The organism is Micromonospora sp. RL09-050-HVF-A, from assembly GCF_019374995.1.
Taxonomy (GTDB): domain Bacteria; phylum Actinomycetota; class Actinomycetes; order Mycobacteriales; family Micromonosporaceae; genus Micromonospora; species Micromonospora antibiotica.
On sequence record NZ_JAGKQP010000002.1, the window covers coordinates 5,593,197 to 5,615,123 of the forward strand.

Annotated in this window: 16 protein-coding genes; 9 read left to right on the top strand and 7 right to left on the bottom strand. The window is 73.1% G+C overall.

The genetic code is table 11. The annotated features are described in order from the left end of the window. The first annotated feature begins 183 nt into the window (after positions 1-183). On the top strand, positions 184-1,344 hold the full coding sequence (locus J7462_RS24905; protein WP_219467287.1) for a 5-(carboxyamino)imidazole ribonucleotide synthase: 1,161 nt from the start codon (positions 184-186) through the stop codon (positions 1,342-1,344). Continuing rightward, a complete protein-coding gene (gene purE, locus J7462_RS24910) occupies positions 1,341-1,832 on the top strand; it encodes a 5-(carboxyamino)imidazole ribonucleotide mutase (RefSeq protein WP_208568512.1) in 492 nt (163 codons plus the stop codon). The genes J7462_RS24905 and purE overlap by 4 nt, the downstream gene beginning before the upstream one ends. Before the next feature lie 179 nt (positions 1,833-2,011). On the opposite strand, the gene J7462_RS24915 is transcribed toward purE, so the two are convergent. Next, positions 2,012-6,904, bottom strand: a complete 4,893-nt coding sequence (locus J7462_RS24915) for an SCO7613 C-terminal domain-containing membrane protein (RefSeq protein ID WP_219467289.1) — start codon at positions 6,902-6,904, stop codon at positions 2,012-2,014. Positions 6,905-7,059: 155 nt separating this feature from the next. Continuing rightward, the gene (locus tag J7462_RS24920) at positions 7,060-8,487 is read right to left on the bottom strand and encodes a UDP-glucose/GDP-mannose dehydrogenase family protein (protein WP_208568510.1); all 1,428 of its coding nucleotides are present in this window, start codon (positions 8,485-8,487) and stop codon (positions 7,060-7,062) included. A gap of 247 nt (positions 8,488-8,734) precedes the next feature. On the opposite strand from J7462_RS24920, the gene J7462_RS24925 reads away from it, so the two are divergent. Then, positions 8,735-9,898: an acyl-CoA dehydrogenase family protein gene (locus tag J7462_RS24925; RefSeq protein WP_219467291.1), complete on the top strand. Its 1,164-nt coding sequence runs from the start codon at positions 8,735-8,737 to the stop codon at positions 9,896-9,898. A 118-nt stretch (positions 9,899-10,016) separates the two neighbouring features. Here the strand turns inward: J7462_RS24925 and J7462_RS24930 are convergent, their stop codons facing one another. Both J7462_RS24930 and J7462_RS24935 read right to left on the bottom strand, forming a co-directional pair. Continuing rightward, a complete protein-coding gene (locus J7462_RS24930; RefSeq protein ID WP_308291019.1) occupies positions 10,017-11,168 on the bottom strand; it encodes a helix-turn-helix domain-containing protein in 1,152 nt (383 codons plus the stop codon). Next, positions 11,165-11,317: a hypothetical protein gene (locus tag J7462_RS24935; RefSeq protein WP_208570977.1), complete on the bottom strand. Its 153-nt coding sequence runs from the start codon at positions 11,315-11,317 to the stop codon at positions 11,165-11,167. Before J7462_RS24935 ends, J7462_RS24930 begins: the two co-directional genes overlap by 4 nt. 219 nt (positions 11,318-11,536) lie before the next feature. Between J7462_RS24935 and J7462_RS24940 the strand changes: the two genes are divergently transcribed. Further along, positions 11,537-12,328 carry a GntR family transcriptional regulator gene (locus J7462_RS24940; RefSeq protein WP_219467293.1) on the top strand — a complete coding sequence of 264 codons (792 nt, stop codon included), beginning with the start codon at positions 11,537-11,539 and terminating at the stop codon, positions 12,326-12,328. A 72-nt stretch (positions 12,329-12,400) separates the two neighbouring features. Here J7462_RS24940 and J7462_RS24945 read toward each other — a convergent pair whose 3' ends face one another. Then, on the bottom strand, positions 12,401-13,075 hold the full coding sequence (locus J7462_RS24945; RefSeq protein ID WP_208570975.1) for a hypothetical protein: 675 nt from the start codon (positions 13,073-13,075) through the stop codon (positions 12,401-12,403). 23 nt (positions 13,076-13,098) lie between these two features. Here J7462_RS24945 and J7462_RS24950 point away from each other — a divergent pair, with 23 nt between their 5' ends. After that, positions 13,099-13,614, top strand: coding sequence for an acyl-CoA thioesterase (locus J7462_RS24950; protein ID WP_091248315.1), 516 nt, complete (start codon positions 13,099-13,101; stop codon positions 13,612-13,614). 537 nt (positions 13,615-14,151) lie between these two features. After that, positions 14,152-16,242 (top strand): acetoacetate--CoA ligase, encoded by a 2,091-nt coding sequence (locus tag J7462_RS24955; protein WP_219467296.1) that lies wholly within the window; start codon positions 14,152-14,154, stop codon positions 16,240-16,242. Positions 16,243-16,605: 363 nt separating this feature from the next. On the opposite strand, the gene J7462_RS24960 is transcribed toward J7462_RS24955, so the two are convergent. Next, positions 16,606-17,295: a TIGR03089 family protein gene (locus J7462_RS24960; RefSeq protein WP_219467299.1), complete on the bottom strand. Its 690-nt coding sequence runs from the start codon at positions 17,293-17,295 to the stop codon at positions 16,606-16,608. A 151-nt stretch (positions 17,296-17,446) separates the two neighbouring features. Between J7462_RS24960 and J7462_RS24965 the strand changes: the two genes are divergently transcribed. Together J7462_RS24965 and J7462_RS24970 are read left to right on the top strand one after the other, a co-directional pair. Beyond that, positions 17,447-18,592: a glycosyltransferase family 1 protein gene (locus J7462_RS24965; protein WP_219467335.1), complete on the top strand. Its 1,146-nt coding sequence runs from the start codon at positions 17,447-17,449 to the stop codon at positions 18,590-18,592. A 63-nt stretch (positions 18,593-18,655) separates the two neighbouring features. Next, positions 18,656-19,747: a mannose-1-phosphate guanylyltransferase gene (locus J7462_RS24970; RefSeq protein WP_219467337.1), complete on the top strand. Its 1,092-nt coding sequence runs from the start codon at positions 18,656-18,658 to the stop codon at positions 19,745-19,747. A gap of 154 nt (positions 19,748-19,901) precedes the next feature. On the opposite strand, the gene J7462_RS24975 is transcribed toward J7462_RS24970, so the two are convergent. After that, positions 19,902-20,468, bottom strand: coding sequence for an NUDIX domain-containing protein (locus J7462_RS24975; RefSeq protein WP_308291129.1), 567 nt, complete (start codon positions 20,466-20,468; stop codon positions 19,902-19,904). A 231-nt stretch (positions 20,469-20,699) separates the two neighbouring features. Here J7462_RS24975 and J7462_RS24980 point away from each other — a divergent pair, with 231 nt between their 5' ends. Beyond that, positions 20,700-21,737: a DUF4185 domain-containing protein gene (locus J7462_RS24980; RefSeq protein WP_219467340.1), complete on the top strand. Its 1,038-nt coding sequence runs from the start codon at positions 20,700-20,702 to the stop codon at positions 21,735-21,737. Positions 21,738-21,927: the final 190 nt, after the last annotated feature.

The following is a 21,927-nucleotide window of genomic DNA, read 5'->3' on the forward strand; positions in this document are numbered from 1 at the left end:
GGCCGGCGGGCTGCCTGCCGGGCGGCTGTCCGCCCGGCCCGGTGCCGGGGGGCGGCCCGCCGGGGCGGTGACCGGCTCGGGTGGTCGCCCACAGGGAGCGGTGCCCGGTTTCGGGTGGTGGTCCGCTCAGCCGGGTGGCCCTCGGGCCGGGCGGCGAACGGCCCCGGTTAGGCTGGTGGCGCTATGGATTCCCGTACCGGTCTGCCCGTCGTCGGCATGGTGGGTGGCGGCCAACTGGCCCGGATGACCCACCAGGCCGCCATCGCCCTCGGCCAGTCACTGCGTGTGCTGGCGCTCGCCCCCGACGACGGTGCCGCGCTCGTCGCCACCGACGTGCAGTACGGCGACCACACCGACCTCGCCGCGCTGCGCACCTTCGCCAAGGGTTGCGACGTGGTCACCTTCGACCACGAGCACGTCCCGACGGAGCACATCCGCACCCTCGCCGCCGAGGGCGTGAAGCTCTTCCCGCCCGCCGAGGCGTTGTTGCACGCCCAGGACAAGCGGGTGATGCGGGAACGGCTCGGTGCGCTGGGCGCACCCAACCCGGCGTGGCGGCCGGTGGAGGCCCCTGCTGACCTGCTCGCCTTCGGTGCGGAGCAGGGCTGGCCGGTGGTGCTCAAGGCGGCCCGGGGCGGCTACGACGGGCGTGGCGTGTGGCTGGTCGACGACGCCGGGCAGGCCGCCGAGCTGGCCGCCACCCTGCTCGCCGGGGGCACCTCGCTGATCGTCGAGGAGCGGGTGGCGCTGCGCCGGGAGCTGGCCGTGCAGGTGGCCCGCTCACCGTTCGGGCAGGTCGCCGCATATCCGGTGGTGGAGACGGTGCAGCGGGACGGGATCTGCGTCGAGGTCCTCGCTCCCGCCCCCGACCTGGCGGAGGAGTCGGCGGTCGCCGCCCAGCAGCTCGCCATCGACCTGGCCACCGCGCTCGGTGTGGTCGGCCTGCTGGCGGTGGAGCTGTTCCAGACCGACACCGGGCTGGTCGTCAACGAGCTGGCGATGCGCCCGCACAACTCCGGGCACTGGACCATCGAGGGGGCCCGGACCTCGCAGTTCGAGCAGCACCTGCGGGCGGTGCTCGACTACCCGATGGGGGACACCGCGCTGACCGCCCCGGTGGTGGTGATGGCGAACGTGCTCGGCGGTGAGCCGGGGGGGATCTCCCTCGACGAGCGGCTGCACCACCTCTTCGCCGCCGAACCGGGTGCCCGGGTCCACCTGTACGGCAAGCAGGTCCGACCCGGCCGCAAGATCGGGCACGTCACGGTGCTCGGCAACGACCTGGACGACGTACGGGCACGGGCCGCACGGGCCGCCCGTTGGCTGCGGGAGGGGCACGGGTGAGCACCGTCGGGCTGATCATGGGCAGCGACTCGGACTGGCCGGTGATGAGAGCCGCCGCCGACACGCTTGACGAGTTCGAGGTGCCGTACGAGGTGGCGGTGATCTCCGCGCACCGCACCCCGGTCAAGATGATCGAGTACGGCCGGGACGCCGCCGACCGGGGACTCCAGGTGATCATCGCCGGGGCGGGGGGTGCCGCCGCGCTGCCCGGCATGGTGGCTTCGGTCACCCCGCTGCCGGTGATCGGCGTACCGGTCCCGCTCAAGCACCTGGACGGAATGGACTCGCTGCTGTCCATCGTGCAGATGCCGGCCGGGATCCCGGTGGCCACCGTGTCGATCGGCAACGCCCGCAACGCCGGCCTGCTCGCGGTCCGCATCCTCGCGGCCACCGACCCGGCCCTGCGCGCCCGGATGGTCGCCTTCCAGGCCGACCTGGAGGACCTGGTCGCCGAGAAGGACGCCGCCCTCCGCGCCTCCCTGACCTGACCCCCGCAGCCCCACCCTGGCCTGGGCCGCCCACGATCTGCGGCCCAGGCCGTGACCACCCACGACCACCCGGCCCAGGCCGTGACCACCCACGACCACCCGGCCCAGGCCGTGACCACCCACGACCACCCGGCCCACTGAGCCCGGCCACGTCCGAACCCCGCCGTGACCCTCCGGCTTCATCTCATGGAGCGCAGGGCAGTCTGGAGCCGGTCCTGGGCGCGGCGGCGACGTTCGTTGCTCGCCCCGAGCACCAGCAGCACCAGGCCGACCGGGATGAGCACCAGCCACGGGCCGAGGCTGAACAGGGCGTGTACGGCCGCGATCGCGGTCACCGCCGCGCCGACGATCACCGGGGCCTGCTGCCGGCTGGTCGAGCCGAAGACGAGCACCGCCACCGCGCCGAGCAGCAGCAGCACCTGGCGCAGCATGCTGGAGTCGGTGGCCAGCACGATCGCCAGGGTCGGCACGAATGCCGCGACGAGTGCCGGGCCGTACGCCACCCAGCTGGACAGGTCGGGGCGGTGGCGCAACTCCAACATGCCGACCAGCAGGGCGAGCGCCGCGAACGGCAGCGTGTACGCCTCGGGCAGCGCCACGTCGGCGACCCGCATCAGGATCCACCAGGCGACGATCTCGCAGGCGACCACCGCCCAGAAGAGGATCCGCCGCTCCACCGGTCGCCGGCCCGGCCGGACGGCGGCCACCCCCAGCACGGCACCCCAGGCGGCGAGCAGGGCGGCGATGTGCCGGGGGGAGTCGAACGCCAGGGCCAGGGCGATGAGCGCGGCGGCGTACCCGCTCCACTCGACGGTGGCGGCCTCCCGGTGCGCCTCGGGCCGCCGTAGCCGGGGCAGCGTCGCGGCGAAGACCTGCAACGCCGCGCCCACGGCGAGCACCCCGAACGCCGACCAGACAGCGGGGAAACCGGCCACCAGCCCGGCGGTGAGCACGAAGAGCTGCGCCATCAGCGAGGCGAACAGCCAGCCGAGGATGCGGGCCCGCCCGGTGGTGCCGACGAGCGCGGCGACGGCCCCGACGCCGACGGCGCCGCCCAGGGTGAACAGGGTCAGCCCTTCACTGGCCAGGCTGCCGGCCAGCCCCGCGCCACCACCGGCCAGCCCGATGACGAAGACCAGCACCCGGGCCAACCGCAGCGACCGGGCCCGCTCCGCCAGCGGGGGTGGCGGGGTCAACGCGAGGCCCAGCATCGAGATGGTGAACACGGCGAGGGCGGCCAGGGCGTTCTGCGGCCAGGCCATGCCCAGGGCGATCGGGGTGATCAGCAGCGTCACCGCCAGGCCGGGCAGCACCACCGGCACCGCCCGGGACCGACGCCCACCGGACAGGCCGGTGGCGGCCAGCGCGGCGGTGCCGGTGAGCAGCAGCGCGGTGAGCACGTGCGTCGGGTCGACCAGTTTCGGTGGCGGGGTACGCAGCTGCGGCGGTGGGCCCTGCCAGATGTGGGCGAGCATCCGGTGCGGCTCGACCAGCGCCACGAAGAGCAGCGGTGCGAGGGAGATCAGGGCCAGCACGGTGGGCACGGCCGCCGCGGCCAGCGCCCCGGCGGCGGGGTCGATCCGCCAGCGTCGTTGCGTACCGTCGTCGGGCAGCCGGCGCAGCGCCCCGTCCAGCAGGACCGTCCAGCGGCGGGTCGGCTGGGCGGACCCGACCGGTGGCACGGTCGCCGCCCGGACGAGTTCGGCGAGCACCCCGAGCAGTGCGGCTGCGGCGGCGAACACCCCGGACGGCAGGTCGACGAAGATGGCGGCCAGCGCGCTGACGGTGGCTCCACCGGCGATCGCCGCGCTCGCGTACGGCAGGTACTGCGGCACCTGGCGGCGGACGGCGGCCACGGCGGCGAGGCCGAAGCTGGACGCGGCCAACGCGGCGGTCAGCACCACCTGCGACCCGTGGCCGAACTCGGCGGCGAGGGCGGCCACCGCACCGGGGAGCGTGAGCAGCGCGGCGGCGGTCGCCAGGCCACCGATCTGCACCAGGTGTGGCGGCATCCCCTCGGTCTCGACGTCGTCCACCAGGGAGGGGGCGACGGACCGGGCGACCGCCGCCACGGCCAGACCGATCAACGCGATGCCGCCCAGGGCGAGCGCGGTGGTCCACGGGCGCACCAGCCCGGCTCCGGCGGCGTGCAACGCGACCACCCCGGCCACGGTGGCCCGGGACAGCCCGGCGCGCGGGTCGGCGGACGCCACCGCGGCCATGGCGAAGACGGTGGCGACGGTCAACCCCACCAGGACCGGTGACCACCAGGGCAGGTCGAAGGCGGCCGGGACACCGATGGTGGCGAGCACCGCGCCGATGCCCGCCACGTCGTACTTCCAGGGGGTGGGGAGCAGGATCGCGGCGGCGAGCGCGAGCAGCGCCAGCGCGACCGGGGCCTGCCAGGCCGAGCCACCGGTCGGTGCGGCCGGCCAGGCGGTGAGGTCCCCGGCCCAGATGGGGCCCGGGGTGGCCAGCACACCCACCCCGCCGCGCAGCGTCGACCAGCCGGCCAGCACCCCGATCAGGGCGGCACCGACGGCGATACCGAGCACCGGGCCGCGCCGCCACTCCTCCGGCATCGCCCGGGCGGCGACGGCGACCACCAGCACCAGCACGGCGGCGACCGCGAGCTGCCCACCGGGGGAGATCACCGCGGTGATCCGGGCCAGGGTGGCGATCAGTGCGGCGGTGACGGCGGCGGCGGCCAGGTCCGCGCCGTCCAGCGCCAGGTCGGAACGCCGACCCGCGTCGATCCGGCCGGCGAACAGCAGCAGCAGCGTGGCGATCAGCACCAGCCCACCGAGCCAGGCGTCGGCGGCGGTGCGTCCCGGGGCGAAGAAGGCGGCCCCGATCACCGCCAACGCGCCCAGCCCGGTGCCGACGGCGTGCGGCAGGCTCAGGTGCCGCTGCGACACCTGCATCATCGCCGCGTAGCCGAGGGTGACGCAGACGGCCAGGAAGCCCGCCGCGAGGATCGGCACCGTCAGTTCCCGCAGCACCGCCGGGGTGAGCGCCGGCCCGGGCGGCTCGGTGGCCGCCACGAACGCGGTGACCGCGCCGGGCAGCGCGAATGCCGCCCCACCGGCCGCCCAACCGGACAGGACGTCGGCGGCGGCCGGGGCGATGCGTACCCGGGGCGCGAGCGCCACCAGCACGCCCGCCAGCATCAGCACGGCCAGTGCGGCGGCAGCCACCGACGGCCGGCTCAGGGCGGCACCGGCCCCGACGAACCCGACGACGGTGGCGGTGCCGGCGTGCACCACGGCCGCCCGGGTCGTGCCGGCGGAGATCCCGGCGACGCCGATCGCGACCGCCGCCAGCACCATCGGCCAGGGGGCCGCCACCCAACCCAGACCCAGTGAGGCGGGTACGGCCAGCGCGGTCAGGCCCGCGCCGACCACCGCGAACTCGCGGCGGATCTCCGGCGGCAGGGCCAGCACCGCCGCGACGGTGAGCAGCAGGGCGCTGGCGGCGAGCTGCCCGGCGGACGGCCCGGCCGTCGCGGCCACCTCGCCAGTGAACGCGGACAGGTCGGCCCGCCAGGCCGGCAGCGCCGCCTGGACCGGGGCCAGCCCGGCCCGCAGCGCACCGCCGGCCACCACCAGGCCGCTGACGGTCAGCGCCGCGGCGGAGGCGAGCTGCGGCCCCCGTCGGGCTGCTTCCGGTACGGCCCGCACGGCCAGCCCGGTCAACGTGATGACGGCGGCGATCAGCAGCAACGCCCGGTCCGGGAAGGCCACCGAGGCGATCCGCCCGAGCGCGCCGATCACGGCCAGGGTGAGGATGCCGGCGCCCACGTCCGGCAGCGGCGGGCGGCGCAGCAGCAGGGTGCCGGCCAGGGCCACCGCCGCGGCCAGCAGCAGCGCCGCACCCGCCCCGGTGGCCGCCGGTACGGTCTGCACCCGCAGCAGGGCGGTGACCGCGTACGCCAGGGCGAGCGCCACCGCCACCCCGTGCAGCAGCCAGGTCGCCTCGGGCAGCCCTGGCACCGGTCGGGCGGGCCCGGTCGGGGTGGCCGCCGAGCCGTCGAGGATCTCGCCCGTCTCCTCGGGTGCGCCCTCCGGCCGGCCGTCCGGGGTGACCCGCTGCCGGGGCGGGGCGGTGGTGCCGGTGGTCGCGGCTTCCGGTGGGGCCGGTCGTTCCCGCATGATGCCGGAGCGCACCAGTCCGAGGTCGAGCACGGCCACCACGGTGAACACCACCGCCCAGCCGGTCGGGCCGCTGATCCACCCGTACGCCAGCAGCGGCACCACGGGTTGGGCGGCCAGCACCGCCGCGAACCGGGGGGCCCGCAGGCCGGTGCCGACGGCGTAGGCGAGGGCGACCCCGGTGGTCAGCGCGAAGATCATCCCGGAGAAGACCGCGCCGGACGCGCCGATCCGGTCCACCGCCCACAGCGCGTACCCGGCCAGCGGCACCAGCAGCAGGCCGACCGTGGAGATCGTCTCGGCGGTGGAGGTCAGACCCCGTTTGGCCAGCACCGGCGGGGCGAGCAGCAGCAGGACGGTGGCGACCAGCAGGATGCCGAGTCGGGCCAGGGCGTCCATCGAGCTGGTCGCGACGGCGGCGAAGACCACCGCGGCCACCGCCAGCACCAGTGCCCCCAGCCCGAGTGGGATGTTCTGCACCTCCCGGGAGGAGGCCTCGGCCGGGTGTTCCGGGTTGTCCGCGCCCAGCCAGGTGGCGGTCCGGTACGGCGGTGGGAGCGGGGGTTCGTCCGGACCGGCCGGGGTGCCCTGCCGGGGCACCCGGGGCGGCGCTCCGGTGGCGGCGGTCGGCGGTCGACGGCCCGGCTTGCGGCGCAGCACCCGGCGCGGGCGGGTGGCCTGCTTGACGCGTTCGTCACCGGCGTGGGCGAGGATGTCCCGCTGGAAGAGGGCGGCCTGCATCTTCGCGGCGATCTGCCGTTGTTCGCGGGCGATCTCGGCGTCGCGTGCCTTCATCTCCGCGATGGAGCGTTCGATGTCGGCCAGGTGTTCGCGCCACTGCGGTTGCTCGGCCCCGCAGTCGGGGCAGCGGGCCGCCGCCTTCATCTGCCGCCCGCACGAGGAGCACTGGAAGTTCTCCACGACATCCCTCCACCCGGCCGGCCGCACTGTGGACGCCGTCCCCACGCAGCATGCCCTGAGCGGGCGTGGATTTCGACACCTGCCGCTCCGTTAGGGGCACAAAAAACGCGTCGGTGCGGGAGTGTCACCTCCCGCACCGACGCGTTCCGGTGTCGTCAGGGGCGGCCCATGCCCCGGTATTCCCAGCCCGCCTGGGTCCACAGTGCCGCGTCGAGGCAGTTGCGGCCGTCCACGACCTTGCGCCCGGCGGCCAGTTCGCCGAGGGCCACCGGGTCGGCGTTGCGGAAGTCGGCCCACTCGGTGAGTACGCAGACCAGGTCGGCCCCGGAGACCGCGTCGTTCACGCTGTCCTCGAAGACCAGTTCCGGGGCGACCCGGCGGGCGTTCTCGGTGCCCTGCGGGTCGTACACGTGCACGTCGGCGCCGGCCTTGGCGAGCAGCGCGGCGACGGCGAGGGCCGGGGCGTCGCGGACGTCGTCGGTGTTGGGTTTGAAGGTCGCGCCGAGCACGGCGATCCGGGTGCCGGAGAAGTCCGGGCCGGCCGGGCCGGAGCGGCGGCCGAGCAGGTCGGCGGCGAGCTGGAGGACCCGGGTGCGGCGGCGCAGGTTGATCAGGTCGACCTCGTGCAGGAACCGCAGCGCCTCGCCGGCACCCAGCTCCTGGGCGCGGGCCTGGAAGGCGCGGATGTCCTTGGGCAGGCAGGCGCCGCCGAAGCCGAGGCCGGCCTGGAGGAACCGGTTGCCGATCCGGGGGTCGTAGCCGATGGCGCGGGCGAGCTGGGTGACGTCGCCGCCGCTGGCCTCGCAGACCTCGGCCATCGCGTTGATGAAGGAGATCTTGGTGGCCAGGAAGGCGTTCGCGGCGACCTTGACCAGTTCGGCGGTGGCGAAGTCGGTGACCACCAGCGGGACCTCCCGGTCCTCGGTGGCGGCCAGGTCGAAGACGCCCTTGTGGGCGGCGTAGAGCATGGCGTTGGCCCACTCGCTCTTGACCCCGACCACGATCCGGTTGGGGCGCAGCACGTCGTCGACGGCGAAGCCCTCCTGGAGGAACTCGGGGCTCCAGGCCACCTCGACGCCCAGGTCGGTCGGGGTGTGCTTGCCGACGAGCTGCTCCACCCACTCGGCGGTGCCGACCGGGACGGTGGACTTGCCGACGATCAGCGCCTTGCGGGTCAGCTGCTGGGCCAGGGCGGTCACCGACGCCTCGACGTACGACAGGTCGGCGCCCATGCCGTCGGCGCGCTGCGGGGTGCCGACGCAGATGAAGTGCACGTCGCCGAAGTCGGCGGTCTCGGCGATGTCGGTCGAGAACCGCAGCCGGCCGGCGGCCAGGTTACGCCGTAGCAGCTCGTCGAGGCCCGGTTCGTGGATCGGCACCTCGCCCGCGTTCAGCTTGGCGATCTTGTCGGCGTCGACGTCGAAGCCGAGCACCTCGTAGCCCAGTTCGGCATAGCAGATGGCGTACGTCGCGCCGAGGTAGCCGGTGCCCAGGAAGGTCACCCGGGGGCGCGGCGCACCCGAGGGGGGCGTCACCGGGGAGATGGTCGGCGCCGGCTGGATGTTCGGGTACGGGATCGTCACGCCTGTCTTCTCCGCTCGCGCTGGCGGCGCTTCACTGCGTCGCAATCGGCTGCGGCGCCTGGCCGGGCACCGATGGAAAAACCTGTCGTTCGGTCAGCGTAGTTGTGCGCTCTCGGGGGCCGTGCGGCGTGATCCTACCTGTCGGTAACATGACGGAGGTCGCGATGGCTATTCTTCAACCGCGGCAGTCGGCGGCCTGAGGGACGTCACAGACTGCGCATGATAGCCGTGAAATGGGAGGGTCGACATGGCCGCAGAGCAGACGTTCGACGTCTACCGGTTGCCCGAGGAGCACGACGCGGTCCGCGAGGCGGTCCGCGACGTCTGTGCCGCCAAGGTGGCCCCGCACGCGGCCGAGGCCGACGAGACCGGTGAGTTCCCCCAGTCGTCGTACGACGCGCTGCGGGCCGCCGACTTCCACGCCCCGCACATCCCGGTGGAGTACGGCGGTGCCGGCGCGGACGCCCTGGCCACCGCGATCGTCATCGAGGAGGTCGCGCGGGTCTGCGCGTCGTCGTCGTTGATCCCGGCGGTGAACAAGCTCGGCACGATGCCGCTGATCCTGGCCGGGTCCGAGGAGTTGAAGCAGCGGTACCTGACCCGGGTCGCCTCGGGTGAGGGGATGTTCTCGTACTGCCTGTCGGAGCCGGAGGCGGGCAGTGACGCGGCGTCGATGACGACGCGGGCGGTGCGTGATGGTGATCACTGGGTGCTCAACGGGGTGAAGCGGTGGATCACCAACGCCGGCGTGTCGGAGTTCTACACGGTGTTCGCGGTGACCGACCCGGCGGCGCGGTCGCGGGGGATCTCCGCGTTCGTGGTGGAGAAGTCCGACCCGGGGGTGAGCTTCGGTGCTCCGGAGAAGAAGCTCGGCATCAAGGGCTCTCCGACGCGGGAGGTCTACCTCGACAACGTGCGGATCCCGGCGGACCGGATGATCGGCGAGCCGGGGACCGGGTTCGGCACCGCGATGCGGACCCTGGACCACACCCGGGTCACCATCGCCGCGCAGGCCGTCGGGATCGCCCAGGGGGCCCTGGACTACGCCAAGGGCTACGTGCAGGAGCGCAAGCAGTTCGGTAAGGCGGTCGCGGAGTTCCAGGGGGTGCAGTTCATGCTCGCCGACATGGGGATGAAGTTGGAGGCGGCCCGGCAGTTGACGTACGCGGCGGCCGGGAAGTCGGAGCGCGGCGACGCCGACCTGACCTATTTCGGGGCGGCGGCGAAGTGTTTCGCCTCGGACGCGGCGATGGAGATCACCACCGACGCGGTGCAGTTGCTGGGCGGGTACGGCTACACCCGGGACTACCCGGTCGAGCGGATGATGCGCGACGCCAAGATCACCCAGATCTACGAGGGCACCAACCAGGTCCAACGCATCGTCATGGCCCGCCAGTTGCTCAAGGACTGACCGCCGGGTTCGTTGCTCCTCCGTTCCGGACGCCTGCTTCGCACCTGACAGGCAAGGTGCGAAGTGGGTGTCAAGTTCCGTGAGCTGCCGACGATCTCGATGTGCGGCTGCTGGCGGGTCAGCGGGTGAGGCCGACGGTGGTGGCGAGGCGGGCCACGTCGGCGGCTGGCGGGCCGCTGCGGGCGATCTCGGCGACGAGGGTACGCGCGGCGGGGCGGTAGCGGACCTCGGCGGGCGCGATGGTGTCGGCCTCGACCAGCGTACGACCGGCGGCGGCGAGGTCACCGGCGTCGAGGTAGGCGCGGGCGGCGTCGACGAGGTGCGCGGCCCGATGCTCGACGGGAAGCCGACGCCAGTCGTCGCGCCCGATGGCCTTCTCGTGGTGGTGGACCGCCACGGCCGTGTCGCCGAGGCGCAGGGCGGTCAGGAAGCGGGCCAGCAGCACGGCGGCGGGACCGAACGCGGTGTGGTGCGGGTCGTCGCCGCTCGTACACCGGTTGGCGAGGACGGTGGCGTGGTCGATCAGGTTGTCGGCGCGGCGGCCGTCACCACAGCCGGCGGCGGCCAGCGCGGCCTGGAGGAACAGCGTCCCGCGTACCGCGTCGTGGGTGGCGGTGCCGATGGCGGCGACGGCGGCGGTGAGGGCGAGCCGGTCGCGGCCGAGCGCGCGCAGCGCCTGGGCCACGACGATGGTCGCGGTGCCGGCGCGGACGGGGTCCCCCACGGCGGCGGCGACGGCCCGATCGGCGGCGAGCCAACCGAGATCGGCCTCACCGAGCTTGACCAGCACCGATGCGGTGATCCGGTACGCGGCCACCAGCGGTCCCGGGCTGGCACGGGCGGCGTCGAGCAGGCTGGGCAGGGCCCGGAGCAGTTGCGTGTAGTGGGCGTGCTGGTAGGTGAGCCAGGCGTGCGCGACATGCCGCCCCAGTTCGTCGGGCGACACCGTCCTGGTCGGACGCTGGTGGTGGTAGCGGGCCAGGGCGGCGCGGACCGCGTCGACACCGTCGAGGCCGGCGGTCACGGGCGGTAGCGGTCTGCGGGGGTCGAGCAGGGTGGCCGGGTCGAGGCGCAGCACCTCGGCGATCTCCTGGACGGTCGAGTAGCGGTCCAGGCTGCGTACGCCGCGTTCGACCTTGTCCACCCAGCTCTTCGACTTGCCGAGCCGGTCGGCGAGCATCTGCTGGGTCATCCGGCGGCGTACCCGCCAACGGGCCACCCGCCGGCCGATCGGCAGCTCGTCGACGTCGGTCAGCGCCGGCCGGTTCACCGGTCCCGCTCCACCGGCGGGGGTACGGCCACGGTGGTGGACTCCCCGCAGCGCGGACACCACCTCGACTTGACCCGGAACGCCAGCAGCCCGACCAGAAAGCCCGGCACCAGGCCCCCGAACACGATCGATACCACTTCAGACCTCATGATCACTCTTACCTTCGGTAAGCGGGGCTGTGAGCTGCGCAGATAGCTCTGAGTGAGGGCTCCTGCACTGCTACCGAAAGTTAGCGCACTAACTCTGGATCAGTAAAGGATTTAATTGTGCTAACTTTCGGATCATGAACGTTTGACATTGTTTGCTGCGCCTGCGGAGACGTGGTCGACTTGACCGTGAGTAGGTGTGTCCACGTGGAGGGGTCATCCATGACCGGCAGGGAGCCGCCCAACTATCAGCGCGTCGTGGATGACCTGCGACAGCGGATCCTTGGCGGTGAACTGTCCTCTGGGGACAAGCTGCCCACCGAGAGGGAACTCCAGCAGCGCTGGGGCTTCTCCAGCACCGTCATCAAGCACGCCCTCACCATGCTCCGCAGCGAAGGGCTCATCGAAGGCCGACGGGGATCGGGCAACTACGTCCGCAGCCGCACATCGCTCGTGCGTCGCGCCCACTCTCGGGACCTGCGCAACCGCATCGGCAGCACGTCACCGTTCGCCCGGGACAGCGAAGCCGCAGGCAAGCAACCGAGCTGGGAGTCTGACAGCGAGAAGATCCCCGCGACGCCCCGCATCGCCGAACGGCTCGGCATCCGGCCCGGCGACGTCGTCATGCACACCAGGTACCGCTACCTGGCCGACGGAGTCCCGATACAACTTGCCGACTCGTACGAGCCGCTGGCCCTCACCGGCGGTACGCCGATCGAGTACCCCGAGCGAGGTCCGATCATCGGCGTGGTCGCTCGGATGGACTTCATCGGTGTGGCCGTCGACCGGTTTGTGGAAGAGGTGACGACCCGGCAGGCGATGCCCGAGGAAGCTGCCGCCCTCGAACTCGACCGGCGCGGCGGCAGGTGGGTGATCGAAGTCGAGCGCACCTACTTCGCCGGGCGGACCGCAGTGGAAACCGCCGACATCGTGTTTCCTGGTGACCGTTACCGACTCGTCTACGAGTTGCCCGTCGATCCCTGGTCACCGCCCGAGGGGGCCGAGCCGTCCTGACAACGGCTCGGCCGTGAAGAAGCCGTACCGGATGATCGGGTGGGCCAGTCGTGCCGGCCCACCCGTCAGCGGTCAACGGTTGTCGGGGCTGTTCTCCGGCTTGGCCCCGTAGCGCGGCGGGGCGGACCACGGCGACTCGGTGCCGGCCCGCCGGGGCAGCGGCTCGGTGGGGGTGTCCAGGTCGGGGTAGCCGAGGGTGAGCGGCGCGGTGTCCGGCTCGCTGCGGGCGGGCGGACCGGCCGGCGGCCAGTCGCTCGTGGCATAGCTGGGCGGTGGCGGGTCGTCGTAGTCGGCCGGGGCCGATTCCGTCCCGGTCGCCGGCTGCGGCCAGCGCCGCCACCGCTGGGCGCTGAACACGGCCATCAGCAGCAGCACGCCGATCAGGAACAGGGTGCCGTTCTGCACCGGCTGGTGCAGCGGCAGCGGGTCGCCGAGCACCTTCCAGCCGCTCGGGATCCAGTCGAGCACGGTGAACGGGGCGATGAACATCCCGACGTACGGGGTGACCAGCAGCAGCCCGGCGACGAGCGGGCCGAGCGGCGAGGTGCGCAGCGTGCCGACCAGGCCGAGCAGGATACCGGCGACGCCGAGGTAGACGGTCGGCTCGATCAGGTTGGCCGTGTTGTACGTGCCGATCTCCACCCAGCGGTCCACGGTCCGGCCCGACCCGTCCTGCCCGAGGGTGATCAGCACCCACGTGACGGGTGCCACCACCAGCCCGGCGAGGAAGCTCCAGAGATGTCGCATTGGCGCACCGTACCGTTTCTGCCATGACCGAGCACCCCACCACCCCTCCCGGCAAGCCGACGTCGTACTCCCGGGTCACGCTGAGTCGCATCATGACCGCTGTCGATGTCAACCTGTACGGAACCGTGCACGGTGGGGTGTTGATGAAGTTCGTCGACGACGTGGCCGGGGCGGCGGCGGCCCGGCACAGCGGCGGTACGGCGGTGACCGCCTCCATCGACGAGATCGTCTTTTCCGAGCCCGTCCGGGTGGGTGACCTGGTGCACGCCCACGCCCAGGTCAACTGGACCGGCAACACCTCGATGGAGGTCGGGGTGAAGGTGGTCGCCGAGCGCTGGGACTCGGCCGAGGACGAACCCGTCCGGGTGGCCACCGCCTACCTGGTCTTCGTCGGTGTGGACGTGGCCGGCGCCCCCCGCCCGGTCCGCCCCGTCCTCCCGGAGACCCCAGACGATCACCGCCGCTACAAGGAGGCCGAGATCCGCCGCGCCCACCGCCTGGCCAAACGCCGCGCCATCCAAGCCCACCGCGCCTCCTGACCCCCTCCGTCCCCCAAGCTCCCCCTTCCCACCCCTGCCCCCCGGCTCCCCCTCCCGCCCCGGTGATCAAGAGATTTACGTCAGCTCCGCGCCCAGTCCTGCCCCAAACCTCTTGATCACCACCCCCCAGCCCCCGGCTGCACCCGGCGTTGGGCGTCCCAGCCCGGTGATCAAGAGGTATACGTCAGGTATCGGCTCAATGTTGACGCGAACCTCTTGATCACCGGCGCCAGCCCGTCGCTGCGGCCGGGGCGGAATGTGCCGGTCCGGTGATCAAGAGGTATGCGTCAGGTTCGGGCTGGAATTTGACCCGAACCTCTTGATCAACGGGGTCTGGTCGATGGGTCAGCTGGATCAGTGGGAGATGGGTGCTTGATCAGCGGGTTGAGCCGGACTCGGCAGCGGGGGTGGGGACGGATTGTGTGCGCGGGGCACGTTTCCGTGGTGGGCCCCGGTGTGGATGATGGCGCTGCGAGGTAGGCAAGATGGCGGTATGGCCGGGCACAGTGCCGTGTGGGCCTCAGGGAGGGTGGAGCGGTGGGTGACGTGCTGTGGACGCCGCCGGCGGACGTACGCGAGCGGTCCCGGATCGGTGGCTACCTGCGGTGGCTGCGGGAGCACCGGGGGCTGGACTTCGCCGACTACGACGCGCTGTGGCAGTGGTCGGTCACCGACCTGGACGCCTTCTGGCGCTCGATCTGGGACCACTTCGAGGTGGTGGCGCACACCCCGCCGACGGCGACCCTGACCGATGCGGCGATGCCCGGTGCCCGGTGGTTCCCCGGCGCGACGCTCAACTACGCCGAGAACGTGCTGCGGCTGCCCGGCCGCGCCGATGACGACCCGGTGGTGGTCGCCCACTCCCAGACCCGCCCGCCGGTCACCCTGACCGCCGCCGAGCTGCGCGAACAGGTCCGTCGAGTGGCGGCCGGGCTGCGCCGCCTCGGCGTCGTCGCCGGGGACCGGGTGGCCGCGTACGCGCCGAACATCCCCGAGACGTACGTGCTGCTGCTGGCCACCAGCAGCCTCGGGGCGATCTTCTCGTCCTGTGCCCCGGAGTTCGGCACCCGGAGTGTCGTCGACCGCTGGCAGCAGATTGCCCCGAAGGTCCTGGTGGCCGTGGACGGCTACCGGTACGGCGACAAGCCGGTCGACAGGCGGGCCGAGGTGGCCGCGATCCGGGCCGCCCTGCCGTCGCTGACCCACACCGTCCACATCCCCTACCTGCACCCGACCGGCCCCGACGGCTTCGCCCCGGCCGGTTCCGACCGCGCTGCCCCTCCGGCCGGTTCCGACGGCGCTGCCCCGGCATCCGCGCTGCCCGGTGGTGCCGTCGGCGGTGCGGAGGCCGCGCCGGGCGGCGTACCACAGAGCAGCCTGAGCTGGGCCGACCTGGCGGCGGAGACCGACGGGGCGTTGACCTTCACCCCGGTCCCGTTCGACCACCCGCTCTACGTGCTCTACTCCTCGGGCACCACCGGCCTGCCGAAGCCGATCGTGCACGGGCACGGCGGCATCCTGCTCGAACATCTCAAGATGCTCGCCCTGCACCACGATCTCGGCCCGGCCGACCGGTTCTTCTGGTTCACCACCACCGGCTGGATGATGTGGAACTTCCTGGTCTCCGGGCCGGCCGTCGGGGCGACGATCGTGCTGTTCGACGGTAACCCCGGCCACCCCGACCTGGGCGAGCTGTGGCGGCTGGCCGACGAGACCGGCACCACCTATTTCGGCACGTCCGCGCCGTTCCTGTTGGCCTGCCGCAAGGCCGGCTTGGTGCCCAGGGACGTCGCCGACCTGTCCGCGCTGCGCGGGGTCGGCTCCACCGGAGCGCCGCTGCCCGCCGAGGGCTTCACCTGGGTGTACGACACGGTCGGCACCAACCTCCAGCTCCAGTCGTTGTCCGGGGGGACGGACGTCTGCACCGGCTTCGTCGGCGGTGTGCCGCTGCTACCGGTGTACGCCGGTGAGATCACCTGCCGGGCGCTCGGTGCGAAGGTGGAGGCCCGCTCAGCCGACGGCACCCCCGTCCTCGGCGAACTGGGCGAACTGGTGATCACCGCGCCTATGCCGAGCATGCCGGTGGGGTTCTGGAACGACCCGGACGGTCGCCGCTACACGGAGGCGTACTTCGACGTCTATCCCGGGGTGTGGCGGCACGGCGACTGGATCACCATCAACGAGCGGGGCGGCTGCGTGATCACCGGCCGGTCCGACGCCACCCTCAACCGGGGCGGCGTACGCCTCGGCACGGCCGAGTTCTACTCGGTGGTGGAGGGCCTCGACGAGGTGGTCGACTCGGTCGTGGTGCACCTGGAGGACGACGAGGGCGGGGCGGGGGAGCTGCTGCTGTTCGTGGTGCTCGCCGAGGGCCTCGAACTCGACGACGCGTTGCGCCGCAAGATCGCCCGCGAGCTGCGTACCGCCCTGTCGCCCCGGCACATCCCCGACGAGATTCACCAGGTCCGGGCAGTGCCGCGCACGTTGTCGTCCAAGAAACTGGAAGTCCCGGTCAAGAAGATCCTCACCGGCACTCCGGTCGACTCGGCAGCTGCCCAGGGTGCCCTGGCCAACCCGGAGTCCCTCACCGCCTTCGCCGCCTTCGCCCAAACCCGCCCCACCCCCTAACCCCACCCACCCCTGCCCCGGCTCCGCCCTGCCCGTCTCCTGCCCGCCCGCTCTACCCGTGCCCTGCCCGCCCCGCCCGCCCCGTGCCCTGCCCGCCCCGCCTCGCCCGCCCCGCCTCGCCCCGGTGATCAAGAGCTTTACGTCAATCCGCCCCCTGTTTCTGACCCAAACCTCTTGATCACCGAACACCAGCGCCATCGAGGTCGGGTGATCAAGAGGTTTACGTCATTTGTCGGCGGAATTTTGACGTAAAGCTCTTGATCACCGGGGCGAGGCGATGAGGGGCGAGGAGGGCGGGGCGAGGCGGGGAGGGCGGGGAGGAAGCGGCGGGGGTGGGGTGGGAGCAGGGCGGAGGGGTGGGGGTCAGGGGAGGGTGTGGGTGGTGCGTTCGGTGGTGGCGCGGGTGGGGAAGCGGGAGCGGTCGGGGTTGCCGGTCAGCACGACCGTCGCCCCCCGCAGCAGCGGGGCGAGCAGCCAGTCGCGCGGGTCGGGGTGGGTGGTCGCGTCGATGAGCAGCCGGTCGCCGGGGGCGATGCCGAGGGCCGTCGCGCGGGCGTCCGCCTCGGCCAGCAGGGCCGCGTCGGTGGGGCCACCCTGGCCGGACGGGGTGAAGTGGTCACCCTGGGTGCGTACCTCGACGACGTAGTCGGCGAAGCCGGCGGGGACCTCGCGCAGCGGGGCGGCGAACGGGGCGAGCGCCAGCGCGTACCGGTCGCCGGCCGGCCAGGCGTCGACCTCGGCCACCCGGTCGGCGGCGGCGAAGAGCACGTCCACGTCACCCGGTTCGTCACGCACCGTCAACCCGGCCGACCAGCAGCCGAGTAGCACGGCGGCGGTCTGCCAGTGCGGTGGCAGCAGCACCCCGGCCGGGTCGCCGGGGCTCAGGGCCAGCTCGTCGACCAGCAGGTTGGCGGTCTTGGCCACCCAGTTCGCCAGGGTCGCGCCGGAGAGTTCGGTGCGTTCGCCGGTGGCGTCGTCGTACCAGGTCAGCAGGGGGCGGGCGGGGTCGGCCGCGATCGCGGCGGCGAACACCCGGGCAATGTTGTCGGCCATCGGCGCGAACGATACGCCCCTGTCGCCCGTATTCGATGACGATGACAAGTCGGCGTACGGTCGGGTCGGAGTCAGCGTCCGTACCGGGCTCCGGCGTAGGCTTGCCCGGAGTGTTGTTTCCCACAGACCAGTCAGTGCAAGGAGTCGCCCCGTGACCGCCGGTCGCCCGCCCCGCGTGCTCATCGACGCCACGAGTGTCCCCGCCGACCGTGGCGGCGTCGGTAGATACGTCGATGGCCTGCTCGGAGCCCTCGGCACAGTCTGCGGGGAGACGGTCGACCTGGTCGTGGTGAGCCTGCGTACCGACCTGGAGCGTTACACCCGGATGCTGCCCGGGGCCGAGGTGATCCCCGCCCCGGCCGCTGTCGCCCACCGCCCGGCCCGGCTCGCCTGGGAGCAGACCGGCCTGCCGCTGCTCGCCCAGCAGGTCGGTGCCGAGGTGCTGCACTCGCCGTTCTACACCTGCCCGCTGCGGGCCGGCTGCCCGGTCACGGTGACCGTGCACGATGCGACGTTCTTCACCGAGCCGGAGCACTACGACAAGTCCCGGCGGACGTTCTTCCGCAGCGCGATCAAGACGTCGCTGCGCCGGGCCAGCCGGGTGATCGTGCCGAGCAAGGCCACCCGCGACGAGTTGATCCGGCTGCTCGACGCTGACCCGACCCGGATCGACGTGGCCTACCACGGGGTCGACCAGAGTGCCTTCCACGCCCCGGGCGAGGAGGAGAAGGCCCGGGTGCGGGCCCGGCTCGGGCTCGCCGGCAGCAGCTACGTCGCCTTCCTCGGGGCCAAGGAGCCGCGCAAGAACGTACCCAATCTGATCCGGGGGTGGGCGCGGGCGGTGGGCGATCGGGAGAACCCGCCGGCCCTGGTGATCGCCGGTGGCCAGGGCCACGACGAGGACATCGACCGCGCGGTGGCCGAGGTCCCGTCGCACCTGCGGTTGCTGCGTCCCGGCTACCTGCGCTACGCCGACCTGCCCGGCTTCCTTGGCGGGGCGCTGGTCGCCGCCTACCCGTCGTACGGCGAGGGGTTCGGTCTGCCGATCCTGGAGGCGATGGCCTGCGCCGCGCCGGTGCTCACCACGCCCCGGCTCTCACTGCCCGAGGTGGGCGGTGACGCGGTCGCGTACACCAGTGAGGACCCGGACCAGATCGCCACCGACCTGGCCGCCCTGCTCGACGACGAGCAGCGGCGGTTGTCGCTGGCCAAGGCGGGTTTCGACCGGGCCAAGGAGTTCACCTGGGCGTCCAGCGCCGAGGTGCACATCGCCGCCTGGAGCCGGGCGCGTTCCTGAGTGGTCGCTGACCGTACGGCGGACCCGGCATCCGACCTGTGGCGGTTCGGGCATGATGTGCTGATGCTCTACGCCGTCATCCCGGCGGGTGGCAGCGGCACGAGGTTGTGGCCGCTGTCCCGCGCGGGGCACCCCAAGTTCCTCCATCCGCTCACCGGCACCGACGCGTCGCTGCTCCAGGCGACCGTGGGCCGGCTCGCGCCGTTGACCACACCGGAGCACATCCTGGTGGTCACCGGGGCCGCCCACGCGGCGGCGGTGGCCCGGCAGCTGAGCGGGGTGCCGGAGGAGAACATCCTGGTGGAGCCGTCGCCCCGGGACTCCTGCGCGGCGATCGCCCTGGCGGCGGCGGTGATCGCCCGGCGGGACGAGGCGGCGGTGATGGGCTCCTTCGCCGCCGACCACCTGATCCGTGACCCGGCCACCTGGGTGCAGACGGTCCGGGCGGCGATCGGCGGTGCCGAGCAGGGGCTGCTGATGACGGTGGGGATCACCCCGACCCGGGCGGAGACCGGTTACGGCTACCTGGAGACCGGCGAGCCGACCGGCGACGGCCCGCTGCGTCCGGTGACCGAGTTCAAGGAGAAGCCGGCCGCGTCGGTCGCCGAGGCGTACCTGCGTTCGGGTCGGCATCTCTGGAACGCCAGCATGTTCGTCTGGCGGGTGGACGTCTTCCTCGCCGAGCTGGCCCGCCAGCAGCCCGCCCTGCACGCCGGGGTGATCTCGATCGCGGCGGCCTGGGGCACCCCCGAGCAGGACGAGGTCCTCGGCGCGGTCTGGCCGACACTGCCGAAGATCTCCGTCGACTACGCGGTGATGGAGGGCGCGGCCACCGCCGGCCGGGTCGCCACCGTGCCGGGTGACTTCGGCTGGAACGACGTGGGTGACTTCCACACCCTCGGCGAGGTGTTGCCCGCCGACCCGGCCGGCAACGTGGTGCTGGGCACCGACGCCAAGCCCGGGGTCCTGCTGCACGACGCCCACGACCTGGTGGTGGTGCCGCAGTCGGGTCGGCTGGTCGCCGCTCTCGGGGTCCGTGACCTGATCGTGGTGGACACCCCCGACGCGGTGCTGGTCTGCCCGCGCGACCGGGCCCAGGACGTCAAGGCCCTGGTCGACGAGCTGAAGGCCCGGGGCGAGGACGGGCTGGTCTGACTGTCGGGGCGGCCTGACCCCCGCCCGGTGGTATGCCGCTGCGACCGTCGGGCTTTCCGGCCGCCCGGACGGGCCCACCGCCGGGGGCGGGTCGGCTGTCTCCCCGGGTCGGCCGTCTGGCGGGTCGCCCCCGGGCGTGGGTCGGAGCGGGCGGTCAGCGGGCCCGGTGGGCGTGGACGGCCAGGGCCGGCGCGACGAGTTTGGCGGTCCCGCCGGCCAGCGGCTCCGGCAGCCGGTCGGTCGGGAACCAGCCGAGCGCCTCGGATTCGTCGCTGACCTGCTCGACCGCGTCCGGCGGGGCGAAGACCGCGAACCGCACGTCGTGGTGCAGCGAACCACCCTGGCAGGCCACCGGATGGATGTCCACGTCGATCGGTACGGGATCGATGACCAGCCCGGGGATGCCGGACTCCTCGGTGGCCTCGCGCAACGCCGCCCCGGCCAGTGTCTCGTCGCCCGGTTCGCAGTGCCCGCCCAACTGCACCCAGCGGTGCAGCTTGCCGTGCAGGCAGAGCAGCACCCGGGCTCCGGCGGCGTCGAGGATCAGCGCGCTCGCGGTGAGGTGCCCCGGCAGGTGGTGGCGGGTCAGGGCGACCGGGCCGGCGGCGAGGAGCGCGAGGGTGCGGTCCCGCGCCTCGGCGGCGTCCGGCCCGGCCGGCGTCCAACCGGCCAGCACCGCCACCGCGTCCGCGTGCAGCGCCACGTTTCCGTCGCCGGGCACTCCGGGGCGGGCTCCGCTGGTCCCGCCCGGCAGGGTGGCGGTGTCCGCCCGGCTGGCGCAGGTGGACCCGGCAGTCCTGCCCGGGTCGGCAGTCCTGCCCGGGTCGGCAGTCCCGCCCGGCTCGGTGGGGGCGGCTGGCTCGGTGGTGCCGGCCGGGGAGGGGACCGGGGTGGCGGGGAAGGCGTCGGGCATCCCGACACTCTACGAGCGTGCGCTCCGTACCCTGGCGCGGTGAGCCTGAGACTTCTGGAGTTCGTGGTGGCCGGCAACGAGGCCAGCGACCTGTTGCCGGTCCGGTCCCGGTCGCTGCTGCGGGCGTACGACGCCGTCCGTGGTTTCTGGACCGTGCTCGACGAGGGGCCGGTGGAACACTGCCTCGCCCTGCTGCTGGAGCGCACCGACGGCGAGTGGGTCGCCCATCACGTGACGGCCGACGCGAGGACCGAGAACGGCCGTACCGAGGACGGTGAGGCGCTCGCCGCGCACGACGGCTGGGTGTACGTCTTCGGGTCGCACTTCGGTTCCAAGGCCGGCCCGCTGCGGCCCCGCCGTGCGTTCGTGGCCCGGTTCCGGGAGGACGACGCCGCCACCGGGACGCTGCCGGTGCAGGTGGTCCGCAACCGGTTCCGGGTGCACCGGGCGGTCAACGACGCCCTGGTCAAGGCGGCGTTCACCCCGTTGCCGCCGGGTGAGCGGGTCCGCCAGCGGTTCATCGGCGAGACGGTGTCCCGGGGTACGGCGCGGGCCAAGTCCTGGGTACGCCGGCTGGCCGACGGTGACCTGCCGCTGAACGTGGAGGCGGCGACGTTCACCCCGCACGGGACGGTGCTGCTGGGGCTCCGATTCCCGGTGACCGTGGACGGGGAACCGGTCCTGGTCGAGCTGGCCGGCATCCCGGAGATGTTCACCCCCGGTGGCGGCTGGCCGCGCGCCGGTCGGGCGTATGTGGTGACCGGTGTGACGCCGCCCGGTGCACTGGTGGGTTTCCGCGCGATCACCCCGACGCCCGACGGCGGGTACGCGGCGGTGGTCGGGTCGATCGACGCGCTCGGCAAGGGCTCGGTGCTGCTGGACGACCATCCGACCGGTGGCGATGTCACCTCACGGCACGTCCGGTTCCGCTGGGAGCCGACCGACGACGACCGGATCGCGGGTGAGGTGGCGGCCGAGTTGGCGCCGTTCCACAATGTCGAGGGGGTGGCCGAGGTGGACGGACGCAGCTTCTACGTCACCGACGAGGATCATCGGGTGGCGCTCTGGATCGGCTGAGCCGACCACCGCTCGGGTGGTGGGCCCGGGCGACACCTCCACGGAACCAGGGCCGCAGACCCTCGTGGTGCCTCCCGGACCCACGTCTCCCTGGGCCACAGGCCACCAGGTGGACGGTGGGGAGACCCCCACGCGTCGTACCAGGCAGTAGGAGCATGTCAACCGACGGTACGGGCGTCGAGGTCTTTCA